The sequence below is a fragment of the Paenibacillus prosopidis genome, from assembly GCF_003337375.1.
Taxonomy (GTDB): domain Bacteria; phylum Bacillota; class Bacilli; order Paenibacillales; family Paenibacillaceae; genus Pristimantibacillus; species Pristimantibacillus prosopidis.
In genome coordinates, this window is sequence record NZ_QPJD01000004.1 from 75,719 (window position 1) to 92,938 (window position 17,220).

The 17,220-nt window shown below is 47.0% G+C and carries 13 protein-coding genes; 3 read left to right on the forward strand and 10 right to left on the reverse strand.

From position 1 onward, the window contains the following. Positions 1-222: 222 nt before the first annotated feature. Entirely contained in the window at positions 223-1,059 is an 837-nt protein-coding gene (locus tag DFP97_RS07250) for a sugar phosphate isomerase/epimerase family protein (protein ID WP_114379332.1), read from the reverse strand. Between the two features lie 31 nt (positions 1,060-1,090). Next, on the reverse strand, positions 1,091-2,170 hold the full coding sequence (locus DFP97_RS07255) for a Gfo/Idh/MocA family protein (RefSeq protein ID WP_114379333.1): 1,080 nt from the start codon (positions 2,168-2,170) through the stop codon (positions 1,091-1,093). 152 nt (positions 2,171-2,322) lie between these two features. Between DFP97_RS07255 and DFP97_RS07260 the strand changes: the two genes are divergently transcribed. Continuing rightward, on the forward strand, positions 2,323-3,189 hold the full coding sequence (locus DFP97_RS07260; protein WP_114379334.1) for an AraC family transcriptional regulator: 867 nt from the start codon (positions 2,323-2,325) through the stop codon (positions 3,187-3,189). 321 nt (positions 3,190-3,510) lie between these two features. On the opposite strand, the gene DFP97_RS07265 is transcribed toward DFP97_RS07260, so the two are convergent. The 7 genes from DFP97_RS07265 to DFP97_RS07295 form a co-directional block, all read right to left on the reverse strand. Next, positions 3,511-3,714, reverse strand: a complete 204-nt coding sequence (locus DFP97_RS07265) for a CLC_0170 family protein (protein WP_114379335.1) — start codon at positions 3,712-3,714, stop codon at positions 3,511-3,513. Between the two features lie 37 nt (positions 3,715-3,751). Next, a complete protein-coding gene (locus DFP97_RS07270; protein ID WP_342773256.1) occupies positions 3,752-4,987 on the reverse strand; it encodes a Ger(x)C family spore germination protein in 1,236 nt (411 codons plus the stop codon). Next, positions 4,956-6,074, reverse strand: a complete 1,119-nt coding sequence (locus DFP97_RS07275; protein WP_114379337.1) for a GerAB/ArcD/ProY family transporter — start codon at positions 6,072-6,074, stop codon at positions 4,956-4,958. The genes DFP97_RS07270 and DFP97_RS07275 overlap by 32 nt, the downstream gene beginning before the upstream one ends. An 18-nt stretch (positions 6,075-6,092) precedes the next feature. Continuing rightward, positions 6,093-7,706 carry a spore germination protein gene (locus DFP97_RS07280; protein ID WP_114379338.1) on the reverse strand — a complete coding sequence of 538 codons (1,614 nt, stop codon included), beginning with the start codon at positions 7,704-7,706 and terminating at the stop codon, positions 6,093-6,095. A 220-nt stretch (positions 7,707-7,926) separates the two neighbouring features. Further along, positions 7,927-9,909 (reverse strand): beta-galactosidase, encoded by a 1,983-nt coding sequence (locus DFP97_RS07285; RefSeq protein WP_114379339.1) that lies wholly within the window; start codon positions 9,907-9,909, stop codon positions 7,927-7,929. 16 nt (positions 9,910-9,925) lie between these two features. Then, positions 9,926-10,804: a carbohydrate ABC transporter permease gene (locus DFP97_RS07290; RefSeq protein ID WP_114379340.1), complete on the reverse strand. Its 879-nt coding sequence runs from the start codon at positions 10,802-10,804 to the stop codon at positions 9,926-9,928. An 18-nt stretch (positions 10,805-10,822) separates the two neighbouring features. Beyond that, positions 10,823-11,782 carry an ABC transporter permease gene (locus DFP97_RS07295; protein WP_114379341.1) on the reverse strand — a complete coding sequence of 320 codons (960 nt, stop codon included), beginning with the start codon at positions 11,780-11,782 and terminating at the stop codon, positions 10,823-10,825. Positions 11,783-11,938: 156 nt separating this feature from the next. On the opposite strand from DFP97_RS07295, the gene DFP97_RS07300 reads away from it, so the two are divergent. Together DFP97_RS07300 and DFP97_RS07305 are read left to right on the forward strand one after the other, a co-directional pair. Then, complete coding sequence (locus DFP97_RS07300; RefSeq protein WP_114379342.1) at positions 11,939-13,672, forward strand: sensor histidine kinase; 1,734 nt, start codon at positions 11,939-11,941, stop codon at positions 13,670-13,672. Continuing rightward, complete coding sequence (locus DFP97_RS07305) at positions 13,669-15,267, forward strand: response regulator transcription factor (protein WP_114379343.1); 1,599 nt, start codon at positions 13,669-13,671, stop codon at positions 15,265-15,267. The genes DFP97_RS07300 and DFP97_RS07305 overlap by 4 nt, the downstream gene beginning before the upstream one ends. Before the next feature lie 231 nt (positions 15,268-15,498). On the opposite strand, the gene DFP97_RS07315 is transcribed toward DFP97_RS07305, so the two are convergent. Beyond that, complete coding sequence (locus DFP97_RS07315) at positions 15,499-17,187, reverse strand: extracellular solute-binding protein (RefSeq protein ID WP_114379345.1); 1,689 nt, start codon at positions 17,185-17,187, stop codon at positions 15,499-15,501. Between the last annotated feature and the right edge of the window lie 33 nt (positions 17,188-17,220).

Sequence of the window (17,220 nt, forward strand, 5' to 3'; positions counted from 1 at the left end):
TAAAAAACACATCCCTCCTTTTGTTGCTGGCGGCTTTCAGTGGGTCTCGATGTTCTAATACCTCTCTTATGATACAGGTTATCTCTTCTTTGAAAAATATGAAAAAAAAGAATATAAAAAAACGGAAATGATTGAGACCGTCAAATGCCTGTCCTTTTCAACTTTAAGAAATAAAGAAAAGCGTGAATCCTTTGCGGAATCCACGCTTTTGTACTTCACTTCTTATAACCCGGCAGCGTTAAATACTTTATCGAAGCCAGCCTTCGAGCGTAATATAAGCTCTTCAGGTGACTGGTTAGGAGCCTCCGCCGTTAAAATCTCTTGTGAAACGGCTCCCTTGTAGCCGATTTTTTGCAGCGCCTGAAGAAACCCGACCAAATCGATGACGCCTTCCCCCGGATAAATACGTCCGTTGTCTAGCGCTTCCGAGACCGGTACATTCGGCGCGTCATTAATATGAACATGTACGATTTGATCAGCCCGAAGCGACTCTATCTCGGCAACGGTCAGCCCATTAGTGTACCAATGATAAGAATCGAATAACAAGCCGACATTGCTCTCGCCAATGGCTTCGATCCAATCCAGCGTCTCCGCGAGCGTCCATATAAATGGATTCGCCCAACGCGTTCGCAAATGATGCGGACCTACGAATTCAAGCCCGAGACGAATGCCGTATGCACCGAGAATTTGTGCGCATGTACGCAATCTGCTTGTCGCGAGAGCCATGAAATGCGCTGCTTTTAAATCAGTCGAAGGTAAAATGTACGTACAGCAGCTTTTGCAGCCGAGCGCAGCTGCCGCGGCAGCTGATGAAGCAAGCTTTTTCAAGCCTTCCAGAAATGCCTCTTCTGTCGTTCTCCATTCCACGGGCAGACCAATAGAGCCGATCACAACGCCGCTCCCGGCAAGCAGCTCGCGCGCTTTTTCTACGCCATGACGCTCTACGAACGCGGCAGCATCCAAATCTACTGCTTGAAATCCATGTGCTGCGGCCAGCTCGATCAAACGTTCGTCGCTCTCAATACGGCCAAGTCCGGCGCCGGTTAATCCTCTTAGCATTCGGTTCCCTCCTCTTATATCGTTATTAGGATTAGTTCAGATTCCAATCGAGCTTCACTTCATTGCCCGTACGGGAAGATTCATAGATCGCGTCCAGCACTAAATTATTCGTTAATCCAGACAAAGCCGATGTAATCGGCTGCTTGCCTTCGCTGATACAATCCAAGAAATGACGGCTTAAGCGTGCACGCTCGCCTTCATCGTTATCTGCTTTACGAAGCTCCGTCTCGATTGGACGGTCGAACTTCTCCGTCAACAGCTTACCTTGACCGCCGCGATAGCTTGCGCCGCCTTCCGATCCCATTAAATGGATGAACGGAGTATTGTCCGTATCCATATGAACGGCCCAGCTCACTTCGAGCGACAGCGTGCTGCCGTCTTCCATTTTGATCAAAGCGGTTGCCAAATCCTCTACGTCGTAAGTACCGTTCCAATTCGGCTTGCCCCATGTGCCGATTCCTTTGCGGCTTGGACCAAATTCCGCATAAGTGGCGCCATATACCGATACCGGCTTCGGATTGCCCATCAAATACAGAGCCAGATCAAGCATGTGAACGCCGATATCGATGAGCGGGCCTCCTCCCGATTGATCCATTTGCGTGAACCATGTTCCCCAGCCCGGAATGCCTTTGCGGCGGAACCAGCCGGTTTTTGCCGTATAAATTTTGCCGAGCTCGCCCCGGTCAACTTGCTCTTTGATTTGCATGGGAACCGATTCCCAGCGCATTTGATGACCAACCATAACAACGGAATTTGACGCTTGGCTGGCTTTCAAAATTTGACGGGCGGCATCGCCGTTTATTCCCATCGGCTTCTCCAGCAGAACATGCTTGCCGGCATCAATGGCCTGGATGGCAAGCGGTGCGTGAAATTGGTTAGGCACGCCGATGATGACCGCATCCACGTCCGGACGCCGGATCAGTTCTTCGGGAGACGCAGCAACGTTTGCGATACTGTATTGCTTTGCTTTCTCCTCGGCTAGCGGTAAATACGCATCGGTAATCGCTGTAATTTCGCACAGATCCGTTAGCTTTGAAAATTCGCCGGCATGAACGCCACCGATGTTTCCTGCACCAATAATGCCAATTCTAATTTTATTTGTATTCGCCACGTTGTTTCCTCCTAAAAAGGTTGCGGAGCAAACTTAGCTTCGTAAGCATAAGCTTAAAACTGCTCTCTTTATTTATGTTAGAATAAACGATAAAAGAAAGCGTGCTTGTTTTTCGGAAAAAGTCTCAGTTTTTCGGAGGAATCGACTAAAATATGACATACTATCCCGACTATTTGAAAACGTATCCAAATATGAACACGTCTTCTCCTCTTCATATTAGCTTAAACCGGCTTTATCACGGATTTCGTCCTCACCGCCACGATTTTTTGGAGTTTTCGTACGTTGTTGACGGTAGAGGCTCGGAGTCGATTAATGATATGAGGCATCAGATGCTGCCCGGAACGTTTACATTTGTTCTCCCTTACCAGGTGCATGAGCTGTTTACGGAGCCGGGCAGCACGTTAGTTTTATATAATTGCATGTTTAGCATGGACTTATTGATGGAGCCGGGACAGGAAGAGGGCCTGCTGGACTTAATTGACCGAAATACGATGCCGTCGTTTGCGCAGCTGGATGGGCAGGATAATGAACGAATGCGTTGTTTAATAGAGGACATGTTTAACGAATATAAAGGGCAGGAACCCTGGCGGCGAACGATGCTGCAGGTCAAGCTGAAGGAGATATTAATTGGTTTTGACCGATATCGCCGGAAAACAGCGCCGACACTTACCGTTGCGAATCCCGCTTCCAAAACGAACGCATCGGTATGGCCGATTATCCACTATATCCATAGCCATTATCAAGATGATCTCGCGTTATCCGATTTAGCGGTCCGTTTCTCGCTCAGTGTCTCTCGTATCAGCGAGGTCATCAAACAAACGACCGGGCAAACGTTCGTTCACTTCCTGCATGATTTACGCCTTCGCCATGCCTGCAGTCTGCTCGTCTCCACTGAAATGAGCGTTGCAGAAATCGCGCTCGAGGTCGGGTACGGCTCCTACAAAACATTCTCCCGCATCTTCCGGGAAATAAAGGGTGTCGTACCGAAGGACTACCGGAAAATGAAGCTCGGCATTTAGCCACATATATCGGTTTTTTTTGATTAACAAACAGGAGGCTGTCTCGAAAGTAGAAACATCTACTTACGAGACAGCCTCTGTTCTGCCATGCGTTTACTTTACGAGGACGTCGATCAGAATCACGATGACAAGCAAAGCGTAAAGTACAAGCGACACAACCATTAATGTCCGCTTACTCACAGCGCTACTCCCCTTCCAACACCGTTTAGGCTATACACCACTATTGTATGTGGACGGGAACAACGCGGAAATTGTCCGAACAAAAATACGATCGCGAATTTTATTTTCTATTCATATGCATCCATCGCTATCGAATGCCAGTCATAGGAACAACCATTTTACTAAAAACACAACAACACCTGCAGTTAAGTTAAACCATCCGAGAAAACGTGATACTTTTTGTTCCTTGTTCCTTGCAGCGGAGTGATGTCCTTTTGCATCGAAGACTAATATAAACAATCCGCTAAACAACCATAAGAATATGCCGTAATTGAGATAACTAATGGAATAGCCGCCGCCAAGCAAATTCGGTTTCCTCCTTAAATTCAAAATTGACAATCGGCTATCTAGCTTTCATGCCGATCCGTCTAACTTTTATGGTTACTTTAACATCGAACGTCATCTTTTTGTACATCTCTCTCCATCGCTCTGTGGTTTGAATATGCTTATTCCAATAGCCAGGTTCTTTCGCCCTCACATATTCACCGAAACCAAATATATCCGAACCTTTTTCCTGTGTTTTTTTTATAATATCCGAGTAAAGTTTCACCGAAGCCTCGGTTTGTTCTTGTTCGATTTCTTTGAGGATGTTAGGATCATTAATATTTATTGCCTCACTGATTTTTTCCTCTAGATTAACCTCGAGAGCAGTTGTAATCGTGAAATGAGGTATGCCGTTTTTGATTCGAACGTCCAATTTTGAGTTGCGGTGGGTAGCACCGGTTATTACCGTTTCGGATGAACCATCCAGCTTGACAAACACTTGATACCCCGCGGGATTCATCCCTTTAATTGCCATATAACCGCCTATTTCAAGCGGTTTCGTTATGCCTACCATTTTATCGGCTACAAAATAAGCCAAGCCTTTAATCTCTACATTTTGTTCTTTCTTAAGGCTGACATAAGGCAGAAATCCTTCTTGTCCTTTCTTAGAAGAATTACTCCAAAATATTCCTAGATAATCTTTCGGAAACTTGCCCATCCGGATGCCTTCATCCAACGTTGACATAAGGTAGAGGGTAGGCACCCGCGCTAATTGTGGCGCAGCCTTCATGATCTCCAGCGCTTTTCCTTTTGAAATCATCATCCATGCCATTCTGCGCACTTCCGAATTACGGCGGAAATAATCATTGACATTTCCCAGTCCTTTTTTTGCTAATGCTTCAGATACAACGATGACACGCAAGTGACCAAAAAAAAGTCTGCTGGAGAGCTGTTGCTGTAAATTCATAAAAGCATCATCGATGGAATGACCTACTACATCAATGATCCATACGGTTTCTGCCGAAGCACCCTTTCCTCCTCCGCCTTCACCCGGTCCGAGCGGAATCCGTCCCGGAAGGGCAATTTGAACGGCAACGCGAACCAGTCCTCTTTCCGGAGCTGGAAACGTGCCTTTAAGATGGGTAATGTCATCCTCTTCTCTCTCGGCTTCCGGCTCTGCGACGTCAATAGATACGCCCAAAACAACGGCTCTTTCCTCAATCTCCAGCCGGTCCCAGCACCCTGTAAGCAATGGCATCAAAACAGACACGGCGCACAATACTTTAACTGTTTTTATCCAAGTTCTTTTCTCCAACAGGATTACCTCTCTTTTTACGAAAGATAGAAATCAGCAGCAGCAGGCCCGGATAGCCGATGGTAAGGGAGAGTCCGATGCGTCCAACGGTTTCGATAATGCCATACAACTGTACAATGTTTTGAGGCAGCATGGCCGTTATAAAGACAAATGGCAAAATGAATAAAGAGAATATTTTATGGTCACGCAATCGAAACAGGTGATTTATCGCCTGAATAGTAAGAAAATAACTAGAAAGCAAAGTGGTAAATACAGCGGTAACCCAGACAGCGAGAAATGCCGCATCGAGACGCTCTAAAATATTGGCAGGCAGGGAGGTCGCCTTCGCTAATTCCAGAGTCGGCCAAAGCAGCTGCTTTATCTCTTCTGCGCCAAATACACTAACCGCGGCGACGACGAGTATGACGTATAGGCCGCCGGCAATAAGCATTCCAAATATACTAGCCCTCATCGCCCTCTCAGGCCGCCGCATGGAAGGAATGACTAAGGTCATGATGAAGGAGCCTTGAAATAGCGCAGCAATAGTTAAAATACCTTTCATCGTCCCATTCGGTTCATTGCCCCATATAGGCTGCAGATTGATTACATCGCCATTATTCAATGAAAGCGCGACGATCAACAAAGCCGGAAATAAAAGTAATGGAAAATAAAAATGATGGATGTAAGCAAATGTCGTGGTGTCATTGCGTGTTGAAATGGCTGCGAGCAGCAGCATAACGATAACGGTAACTTCTACAGGGGTTGTTTTCAGTACTGAAGTAACGACGACTTCGCCGAACTCACGTGCGGCGAGAGATGTTAATACGGCAAAGAAAACGATAATAAAAGCACTGCCGAGCCAAGCAAACCATTTCCCAAGGATGTCCTCGCTGTATTGAACGATTGATTTATTAGGAAACCGCATACCAAGCACCGTAATGAATACCAATCCGACAAAGGCTACCATCATACCGAGAAAGGTAACGAGAGGAGCTCCTGAATCCGCTGCGCGTACGGCAAAAAGCGGGAGTGGAAGCACACCTACTCCGATTATGGTGCTAATAAGAATGGCGGCTGCTTGGATGACGGTAATCTGGCGAGTCTCCATTAATGTCAACATCCCTTCTTATTTTTGATATTTCGATGGATCAAGCACATTTTCTTCCGTATTCTTGAGATCTTCATAAGTATGCCCGCCTAATTTTGTCTCATCTACAGGCTGCAAGAAGGCTGGTCTTTTCCTCATCCACCATAGAGGGCCTCGCACCAACAAATCCTTCATTCCTTGAAAATCTCCGGGAACAAGCGGGCTCAAGTAAGGAACGCCAAACGATTTAAGTGACAAGAGGTGATTCGCAATAACGATCAGTCCGATCATGACCCCGTAAAGGCCAAAGACACCCGCCATAATAATGAGCGGAAAGCGTAAAAGCCGCAGTGCGAGTGCCGCATTATAAGCTGGTGTCGCAAAGGAACCGATTGTTGTTAACGCGATAATGACGACGGTAATCGGGCTGGCAAAGCCGGCAGCCACGGCAGCCTGTCCGACAACAAGTACGCCGACGATGGAGAGGGCGCCCCCGACCTGCTGAGGCAAACGGATCGTCGCTTCGCGCAATACTTCCATTGATATTTCAATAATCAATACTTCAATGACGGCCGGAAAAGGAACACCCGCTCTCCCGCCTGCTACGGCTACGGCAAACTCCGTCGGAATCAACTCCGGATTAAAGGAAATGATCGAAACATAAAGCGAGGGAAAAACTAATGAAAACATTAAAGCGATAAGCCTTGCCATACGAATAGAGCTCATTAACAAATATCGTTCGGTATAGTCCTCTACGGTTTGATAAAACTGGCTGAAGACGGTTGGAATAACCAAAGCTAAGGGAGACCCGTCGACTAAGATGGCAATCCTTCCCTCCAGCAGGTTTGCAACTACTTTATCCGGACGTTCCGTATACTGAACTTGAGGAAACGGCGAAAGATGATTATCCTCGATATACTGTTCCAGATATCCCGAATCCAGCACGGCATCAATATCGATTTTGGAAAGGCGTTTGTTCAGTTCCTTCACAAGATCCGGATTTGTAATGCCTTCCATATAAAAAACAGCTACCGTTGATTTCGTTCTGCGGCCGATTTCCATCGTTTGGATTCGAAGATCGGTCGATTGCAACCTGTATCGGATCAGACCGATATTCGTCCCAATCGGTTCGATAAAGCCTTCCCGCGGACCTCTAATCACCTGCTCGGTTGCCGGTTGATCTATAGATCTCTTTTCAATACTGCGCATACCTACAAAAAAAGCTTCTTCAATTCCTTCAACGGCAATTACAGTCCCGCCACGCAAAATGCCTTCAACCAAAGTAGCGAGTTTCTGTTCCGACTTCCCTTCGCTGTGGTACAGGGTCTCGTTCAACAGAACATCCTTTAATTGATCCTGCTCAATGGATCTTCCTTCCAGATGAGAGGGGGGATACATTAATGGTTTTAAAATATCCTCGTTTAACAACGTTTGATTGATCATATTGGAAAAGTAAAACATGGCAGCCGGGTACTTCCCGAATACATGGAATTTGCGCATGCTAAAATCGTCGTTCACGCCTAAGATGCCCTTGATAAAAGTGATGGTATCTTCAAGATTGCCGGTTACTCTATCATTTTTATGCTCTTCTAAAAAAAGACTCGGAACAGCGGCATTCGATTTTGTTTTCGACTTTTTGAACCCTCTAAGCATAGAAATCTCACTCACCGTCCAATCGCTATAATAGAATTTCTCTAAAAGAAGGAAGTAATTACTCCTTCTAATCTTTTACATATCATAGCGGTTTTAATCATTTAGCTGACCCGGTTTGATTGTTTCCCCGCGATTAAACCAGAAAAAGACGATCCTGTTCCGACAAAATTGCCGGGTTCAGAATCGTCTTCTTGGATCGAACCAAATCTAACTGCTTTATTTAAAATCCCGTCTTCGGAATTTCCTTCGGACATTCCCCGTAAGGCTCGATTTCTCCTATCCGAATCTCATACATCCGGTCGTAAGCCTGCCTCATTGCTTCGGTGAACGGGCGGTAGGGCTGCTGGCAAACGTCAACCGCACCGATCTGATAATTCTCTCCGTCGAACCGTCCCAATACGGGCTGATCGTTTAATTGAAAATAATGGACGCCGATTAGCTCCGGAATAGATGCCGCCTGCTCTACAAAGTAACGATAGGCCAGCCCTCTGTCCTCCTGTGTTGCAACCGCGCGAATACCGTAAGCCAGCATTCCAACGTCAGCGGCTCCAAAATGAAACTCGCCAATCATGACTGGTATATTCAGACGCTTACTGATCCGTTCGATTAGCTGCCGATCCGGCTGAAATTGATAACAATTAATCGAAAATACGTCGAATAGCTCACAGCCCTCGAGCAGATCGTCATTGGCAACCCATGCATACCGCATCCCCAGATTCAAGTGATGGGGATCCGCTTCCTTGCAATAACGGGCAGGAACCTCCACATAACGGCGTATCATCATCCGGTTGAATGCTGCAAAATCTTCTTTGCTTGCACTGCTTTCAGTAATTTCAACCTTCCGACAATCCAAAAGCTGTTCAAAATGCAGGTAAGAGGTTTCCCAGGCCGCATTCAAATGGCCAATAACCTCATATTTTTCCTCTACCCAAGCGACAAACCGCTTTTTACAGTCAAACACGAATGGATGCCGTAGCATTTCCTCCGTCAAATCCAATCCGTCAACAAATGCCCAGTGGGGTTCGTTCCGCATAAAATAGCCTACTAATCTGCGATCCTCCTTAAAGGAAAGCAGCTGCTCCGCAAATGCCATTGCATTCTGCTCATATTCCGGGCTAAACACATCGGGAAAATCGCGAAAGATCGTAGCCTTCGTTGTTGGGAAATCGAACATCGGATACACATACGGGAGCTCGGAGCGGCCGATAAAATCTGCTCCCGACCAATTCCCGACCGTATTGATTCCCCATTCCTTTAACCGGTGCTCCGTAAGGTCGGCCCAAGCCTCCCGCCATTCCTCTCCAAAGGCGCAAATCAAGTTGCTCACAGCAAAGCTGTAGCTATGGGAGCTCCATGCGTCGCGAAACGGTCCGTCCACAGCCGGAAGCGGAGGGATCAGATGCTCCATTCCATTTACCCGCATGTGATCATGCGGGTTGACGCAATCCATTCCCGTACTGAACAGCGCATAACCCTCAGGATCAACGAACCACCAGTTTTTACCGTCGAATTCTGTGCGAAAATAGCCGGAAGGTTCAAAACAAAGCTTCTTCCATCCTCCGTAATGCCCCATACTCGCATGCGTTTGATTATTTTCACGCGCTGTATCCCGCTCCTTATTGAGCATATGGATAAGCTCTTCCAGGGACTGAGTCTTTCCAGCCCAATCCTTACCCGTTAATTGACCAAGCTCATCAATGTAGGGAGCAGCTTCATATTCGAAATCCGGCAGCGAGCGGCTTAGCGTTAGCCCGGACAATTCAAAGCTTCTCACTGCAACAGATTCAATCGTCGAAATGGCAAAACCGCTTATGCGCCTCCGGTCAACGGAAGAATCGCCCCGCAGCACGGATTGCATAATGCCCGGGTACCGGTCAAGAAACAGTCTTTCCCCATTCAAAGCCTGCAAAGGCAGGCAAATCTTTGTTTTCACATAAGGCAGCAGGCCGTAATGGACGGTAATCGACCGGTTTCCTTCTTCGTAAAAGGTAAACAGCAGCACCAGCACATTATGAGATTCATGGTATGCCTCTGCGGTTAGATAATCGTATTCAGGCCAGTCTACCGTTCGGCATTGGGACTCATCCAAGCGAATGCTACCGCCATCTTTGCCGGTTACTACCTGAAACCGGTTTTTTTCCTTGATGTTCAGCTGCGAAGCTGAATCCGTATGAAACGAGGCTGCCGAGAAAACATAGGTCATGCTTCACCCGCCCTTTCTATTCTTTTACAGCGCCGAGCACGATGCCCTTAACGAAATATTTTTGCAAAAACGGATAAACGAGCAAAATAGGCAGTGCGCCGATAAAGATCTGAGCCGCTTTGACGGTACGCTGTGACAGGTTTTCCAAATCCTCCGGATTGATGCTCATCTTGCTGAAATCCTGCTGAACGACGACAGTCTGCAGGAAAGTGGCCAGCGGATACTTCGACGTATCCATCATATAAATGAGCCCGTCGAACCAGGAATTCCAATGCCCTACAAGCGTAAACAGCGTAATCGTCGCAAGGGCAGGCATCGATATCGGCAGATGGATATAAAACAAAATCCGGAACAGCCCGGCACCGTCGATCAGCGCCGCTTCTTCGAGCTCGCCGGGAATCGTGCGGAAAAAGTTCATCATCAGAATCATATTATAAACGCTTAATGCCGGCGGCAGTACAAGCGCCCATATCGTGTTGATCAGACCAAGGTTAGTAATAAGAATATAGCCGGGAACCAGCCCTCCTGAAAAGAGCATCGTAAACACGAAAAACCACATATAGCCGTTCCGGCTTTTAAATTCCTTATATTTCTTGGACAAGGCATATCCTGCGAAAATGATGACCGCCATTCCGATTCCGGTTCCCAGAACGGTACGATATACCGAATATAGCAGAGCCTTTATAAAAGCAGGATTATCGACCGTCTTCTGATAGGATTCAAGTGTGAAGTCCACCGGCCATAAATTGACGATGTTGGCCGTCGCTGCCGACTTCCCGCTCAAAGACACAGCAAACACATGAAGAAGCGGCAAAATGCAAATCAGCGACATCGTAATGAGAAACAAATGATTAAAAACGTTAAATACCTTATAGCCGTTCGATTTATAGTACATGGCTTCTCCCCCTCTCTCTTAGAAAATCCTGTAATTCGCGAATTTATAAGCCATTCGGTACGAGATGATGATTAGTACAAAGCTAATGATTGATTTAAACAATCCCACCGCCGTTGCAAAGCTGAAATCCCCTTTAAGCATGGCTGAGCGGTACACATAGGTATCAATGACATCCCCCTTGTCGTATACCAAAGGGTTGTACAGGTTAAAAATTTGGTCGAAGCCCGCGTTAAGCACATTGCCCAGCTGCAGCGTCGCCACTACGACAATAATCGGCAGCATGGTCGGAAGCGTGACGTTGATTGTCTGCTGCAGACGGGTCGCCCCATCGACCTCGGCAGCCTCGTACAATGCGGGATTCACGGCTGTAATCGCAGCCAGATAGATGATCATACCGAATCCGAATTCCTTCCATATATCACTGACGACGACAACGAACCGGAACCAGTCTCCGTCGCCAAGAAAGAATATAGGCTGCGAGCCGAACCAATCGGTCAGCATCCGATTGACCAGTCCGCCCTTAACCGACAACAGGTCAATCAGAATGCCGCCAAGGATAACCCAGGATAAGAAATGGGGAAGGTAGACCAGTGTTTGGATGCCTCGTTTAATACCGCTTTTGCGGATTTCATTAAGCAGTAAAGCGAATACGATCGGAACAAACAATCCGCAAACGATCTTTAACACCGAAATGATCAGCGTGTTCCAAATGACCTGAACAGATTCATCAAACATGAATAAAGACTGAAAATGCTTAAACCCTACCCAATCCGATTTAAAAAATCCGAGCCATGGCTTGTAGTCCTGAAAAGCCATAACAAGTCCGAATATCGGGAGATAATGAAACACCAACGCAATGATTAACGCCGGTAGTATCAATACGTGCAGAGGCCAAGTCTTCTTAAACCCCCTCTTCCATTTCGACTCCGCTCTGACCGCGGGAGTATGTGCGGAAGGCTCACTCAGCCCGCTCCTCATACGCCAATCTCCTCTCTATAATTACCATGATTACACTTGCAAACGCTTCTGCTACTATTATATCAACGGGCTTCGTCCCAACCTATGATAAGGTCTTAACATCTATATCCCCACTCATAACCTGTTTCATTAATCTCAGCCCGGGCGGTGACGATCATGATAAAATATAAAATATTCCACAAGCTTCTCATCATGCTGGCCGTATTGCTCGTTCCGGCCACGCTGCTGTTTGCGTATGCCAACCAGACGAGCGAAAACGTTGTCAAGGAAACCTTGGAAAATTCAGCGTCGAAGCAGCTTGAATTTACGATGCAGCGGCTGGAGCAGTCGTTAAGGCAGCTCGAAATACAAACGTTATTGCTTGTGAACGACTCCAGCATCAAGGCATATGCCAGTTCATGGGAGTTTCCCGAATACGTCAACCATTTGCTCATGCGTAAAAATGTGGAAGAGAAGCTTATACTGCAAAGTCAGGTAGATTCGCTTATTCATGAGTTGACGGTTTATTGGCCAGCGAGCGAGGAAGTCATATCAACGTCCGATCAAGCGGATTTTAACCGTGTACTGCTCTCCCATACACCTAAAAACCGGTGGCTGGTCCGCAAAGAGGAAGGACAGCTATCCTTTCATCTCTATTTCACGAACCCTTCGATTACAAAACCCGATTTGTCGAATGTCGTATCCATCGTGGAGACAACCTTCACGAGCGACTATTTGCGGTCGGTTCTCGAGGGGCTTGATTCCTCCGGTAACGGCAACTCCTTCTTTTATTTTCCCGGGGGAGAGCTGATCGCTAATGATGAAGTGAACGGAAATATGATCTCGCTCTTGGAGAAAAAGAACGTATTCAATTATACTTCCTCCTCTCAGCCGCAGCTTACCGTGTTAGAGATGGACGGCGTGGAGTATTTGATTCAAACGATTCACAGCCCTTCGCTAGGCGGCATCCTTGTCAGTTATATTAAAATTAACGAGTTTCTTAATCCATTGAACCATGTAAATTTGCTCGTCAACGGCAGCTTAATTTTGTTGTTTATATCCGGTGTTGCGATTTCCTATTTGTTTTACCGGCATTTCCGGATTCCGTTCGGCTACTTAGTCAGAAAAATTGAAAATTTGGGTGCAGGAGATTATACAAGCAGAGCGACTGTCAAAACGAACAACGAATTCGACTATTTATTTGAACGCTTTAATGATATGGCCTCGCGTATACAAGCTCTGATCGAAAACGTATACGAAGAACGCGTACGTACGCAGGAGGCGGAATATAAACATCTTCAATCGCAAATCAATCCGCATTTCTTGTACAACTGCCTTTTCTATATTGTGAGCATGGCGAATAAATCGCCCGAAGCCGTCATTTCCATGGCTAAAAACCTGTCCCAATTTTACCGCCACATCACCCGGAAAGCGGGTACCGACACGACGCTGGCTGACGAAATCCGCTTGATAGAAAGCTATCTTGAAGTGCAATCGATGCGCAACAAGCGTCTTCGGTACGAAATCGATATTCCGGCGCCTATGCTCGAAATGTCAGTACCTACCTTATTGCTGCAGCCGCTTGTAGAGAATGCAGTCGTACATGGCATAGAGCAAAAACGTGAATCTGGACGCATTCGAATCATCGGCGTAAAAGTAAATAACCAATTCCGGATAACCGTAGATGATGATGGCACAGGCTTAAGCAGCGAAGCCCTTCAAGCGCTTATGAACCAGGTTCACAATCGTCAATCAGCGGACGAGACAGGCTGCGGCTTATCGAATATCCACCATAGGCTGATCCATCGTTTTGGACCCGAATCCGGATTATCCTTTTCAACCAATGAGTGGAAGGGCTTTCGGGTAACCCTTCAATTATCGTATAGGACACAGGAGGAGTCAGTCACATGAACGTCTTATTGGTAGATGATGAAGATTACGTACTCGACTACTTAAAGGAAGCGATACAGTGGGAGGAATATGGGATCGAAGAGGTATATGGCGTTAGCTCAGCGGAGGAAGCGCTCGACATTTCAGGACGTGTGCCGATCTCGGTTATGGTGACGGATATTCAAATGCCCGAGAAGAGCGGCCTGGAGCTGCTGAGGGAGATGCGGCACCAACACCCGGAGACAAAGGTCATTTTATTGTCCGGCTTCTCGGAATTCGAATATGCCAAGAAAGCCTTGCAGCATGGCGCCGCCGATTATTTATTGAAGCCTGTCACCGGAGACGAAGTTACTGCTTCTTTGTTTAAAGTTCTTGCCCTAATCGAAGATGAGAATCGGCAGCGTAAACATTTATTGGCGGCTAAAGATGTGCTTCAGCTTGGTCTCACGCGAATGAGGGAGCATCTGCTGTTAGATATGCTGCTCGGCAACCGTTACTCTCCAGAGGAGCTGGAACGGCAGCTGGACACGCTCCACCTGCCGTTCGCTCCCGATCAGGAATGTTTTCTGGCATTGATCCGAATTGAAACCGGAAACGAAGCCGCACGGCATGAGGACTTCGAGCTGCTTAGCTATGCCCTCCTTAATATGGCGGAAGAGATTTTCTTTCAGCAAATCAAGGCAGTTCCATCCTTGTGGTCATGTAAGGATTCACATCGTTTTGTGGCCATTGTCCTTCCTGCCGCGGCATTCGATGGGAATGGAATCACCCGGAAAATAGAAACGCTTCAGCAAGCCGTCCAGACGTATATGAAAAGAACGGTGTCTATTTTGTTGACGCGTCCATTCGTATTCCGGGAGGACATTCACCGGCAATATTTGCTGGCATTGAACACCTTCTGGCGGTCAATTGGTACTCGCACCGGTCTTTTGCTCACGATGGACGAGGCCTCCGACGCTGCTGAGTTGAGGCCGTTAACACGGCTCCATCAATCGCCGACGATGCTGCAGCTGATGGAAACGGGGCGATGGGACGAGGTTGAGGACAGGCTGGATCAAATTATCGAGGAGCTTGACTCCCCCGTCTGCCGGACGCAGCAAAACTTGATGGAGGTCGTCTATTACTTGTTCAGCAGCTTCTCCTACATGGCCCATAAACAAGGAGACTCGTTTTCAGAAATGATCGGGGACGTTTCATTCCTTGATTACCCTATATATTTTCACTCTACCGCCCAAATAAAGGAATGGGCATTGCCTTTAATGGAGCAGTTTCAAAGAGCGGTATCAGAGCCCGCTTCCGGCCGTAGCCATATTATCCGGCAAATACACGATTTTATCGAGGAACATATGCAGGAGGATGTCTCCTTGACCAGAGTCGGCGAGCATGTGTATCTCCATCCGGTCTATTTATCGCGCCTGTATAAGAAGGAAACCGGAGAAAGTCTCTCCTCCTATATTTTACGCGTGAGAATGGAGAAGGCGGCCCGCATGTTAAAATCTACGAACAAGAAGGTCGCGGATATCGCCAAAGAGGTCGGCTACCAAAAAACGCAATATTTTATTCGTTTGTTCAAAGAGCACTATAATTGTACGCCTCAAACTTTCCGGAACAACTGAGGAAACGGCAGCTTTATGAATATCAAAATAGGAACTGCCGATTCATTAAGAGTCGGCAGTTTTCTTATTATATTCACGCTTATGTTTTCTATATTCTTGTTTATTTCACCACTTATGGCCGGACCGGTTGAAAATAAAATACTAGCAGATCCACTTACCCCCTCATTAATTAACTCGCTTATTGCGGAGCCAAAAAAAAATAGGGAGCCCTTAGGGGCTCCCTGACTTGCGTTATTTGCTGATGCTTGCGTACCAATCGTTTACTTCTTTTTCCATACTGTCTCCGCCTTTGCTTTTCCAATCAGCCACGAATGCGTCGAATTTGTCCAGCGGTTCATTGCCGTAAATGATTTTGGCGAAGGTTTCAAGCTCCATCGTTTTCAAGTTATCGCCCTTGCTCCGCATCGTTTCAGTCGGAGCTCCCATGAACTCGTTCGGGGAATTAAGATTTTTCATCTGGAAGTTTAACGCGCCTGCCCGAATTTGTTCCTTATCCGAAGTCGCAATCGATTTCTGAGCAGTCGTCTCCGGTGTATTGCCTTGATAGACAAAATCATAATCCTGCGATCCCTTAAACGGAATGCTAGGATTGTTCCAGAACAAATTGTATTTGCCGGAGGACGCCGCCGCCTCCAATGGAGTCGGGAACTTCTTCGAATCGTAGACCGGTTCGCCGTCTACCATGGCATAATCATAGCCCTCGAAGAAGCCGTATTTGAAATCGCCTGTGCCAAACGAACTATCATAAATTTTGTCCATATAGTAGAAGAAAGCATCCATATGCTCAAAATCTTTGTTGAACATCATGACTTTCCCCTCATTAACAGAGCCGGTATAGCGGGCAGACTTGCCGTCCGGTCCCTCAGGAAGCGGATAGGCTCTAAGCAGGGCATCGGGATTCGTTCCTTTCACATCCCCGAGCGGCCAACCATTCGCCCAGAAAGGTGCGGCAATCATACCTGATTTGCCTTGTATTAAGCTTTCCGTCGCTTTCACCTCGTCAAGAGCAGCTAGTTCCGGATCGAGGTAGCCTTTCGCGTACCATTCTCTCAGCTTGCCGAGACCATCCTTGATTTCCGGTTGAACCGAGCCGTATTTCAAGCTGCCGTCCTCTGCTTTCTGCCAAGCCCCCGGAATAAACTTTCCTGTATAAGCACCGAAGACAAAGCTGGCATCGGACATCCAGTTGGACAGACCGTTGCGGGCGGAGAAGCTGAAGCCAAACGTATCGTCCTTGCCGTTGCCGTCCGGATCCTGTTTAGTGAAAGCCTCCATGACCTTCTCGAATTCTTCAATCGTCGTTGGCGCTTCCAGCTTTAACTTATCCAACCAATCCTGCCTGATCCAAAGCACCGGATTCGTTCCGTCTCCTCCGGAGAAGATCGGCAATCCCATCAGCTTCCCGTCCATTTTCACTTGATTGAACGCTCCGCTGTTGTCCTCGTAAATTTGTTTCATCCGCTCGGAAGCATATTGATCAAAGTCCTGCTGAATATCCTTCACTTTACCGGATTGGATAAGGTCTGAAATAAGGTTCACATCTTGTACGATGAATACATCGGGCAGCTGGTCTTGTGTTGTAAGCGATAATCTGATCTTAGTGTGGTAAGCAGCATTGTCGGGTGTGTCCCAAAGATCCTTGATGTTGATGCCCAGCTTCTCTGCCGCCCATTTATTATGAACGTTATTATGAATGTCTTCTCCATTAATAAAGGTGTAATCCGATCCTACTACGCGTGCAGTCGTGATCGTAACCGGCGGCTCAAATTTCCCGTCGGCATTTTGTGCGGATTTCTCCTCGCCGGAAGGCGAATTAGTTGAATCAGGAGGAACTACGTTGTTATTTCCACCTGTAGAACAACCTACAATCGTTACAAGAACACAAACTAGCATGACCGCTATCCATCTTCTGCCTTTCATTTCATTACCCCTTTTCCACTCGTCTTCTAGTAC

Excerpts from the sequence above, each read along its gene's own strand:
- DFP97_RS07250 (WP_114379332.1), bottom strand. The coding sequence starts at position 1,059 with ATGCTAAGAGGATTAACCGGCGCCGGACTTGGCCGTATTGAGAGCGAC.
- DFP97_RS07260 (WP_114379334.1), top strand. The coding sequence starts at position 2,323 with ATGACATACTATCCCGACTATTTGAAAACGTATCCAAATATGAACACG.
- DFP97_RS07275 (WP_114379337.1), bottom strand. The coding sequence starts at position 6,074 with ATGGAGACTCGCCAGATTACCGTCATCCAAGCAGCCGCCATTCTTATT.
- DFP97_RS07280 (WP_114379338.1), bottom strand. The coding sequence starts at position 7,706 with ATGCTTAGAGGGTTCAAAAAGTCGAAAACAAAATCGAATGCCGCTGTT.
- DFP97_RS07285 (WP_114379339.1), bottom strand. The coding sequence starts at position 9,909 with ATGACCTATGTTTTCTCGGCAGCCTCGTTTCATACGGATTCAGCTTCG.
- DFP97_RS07290 (WP_114379340.1), bottom strand. The coding sequence starts at position 10,804 with ATGTACTATAAATCGAACGGCTATAAGGTATTTAACGTTTTTAATCAT.
- DFP97_RS07295 (WP_114379341.1), bottom strand. The coding sequence starts at position 11,782 with ATGAGGAGCGGGCTGAGTGAGCCTTCCGCACATACTCCCGCGGTCAGA.
- DFP97_RS07300 (WP_114379342.1), top strand. The coding sequence starts at position 11,939 with ATGATAAAATATAAAATATTCCACAAGCTTCTCATCATGCTGGCCGTA.
- DFP97_RS07305 (WP_114379343.1), top strand. The coding sequence starts at position 13,669 with ATGAACGTCTTATTGGTAGATGATGAAGATTACGTACTCGACTACTTA.
- DFP97_RS07315 (WP_114379345.1), bottom strand. The coding sequence starts at position 17,187 with ATGAAAGGCAGAAGATGGATAGCGGTCATGCTAGTTTGTGTTCTTGTA.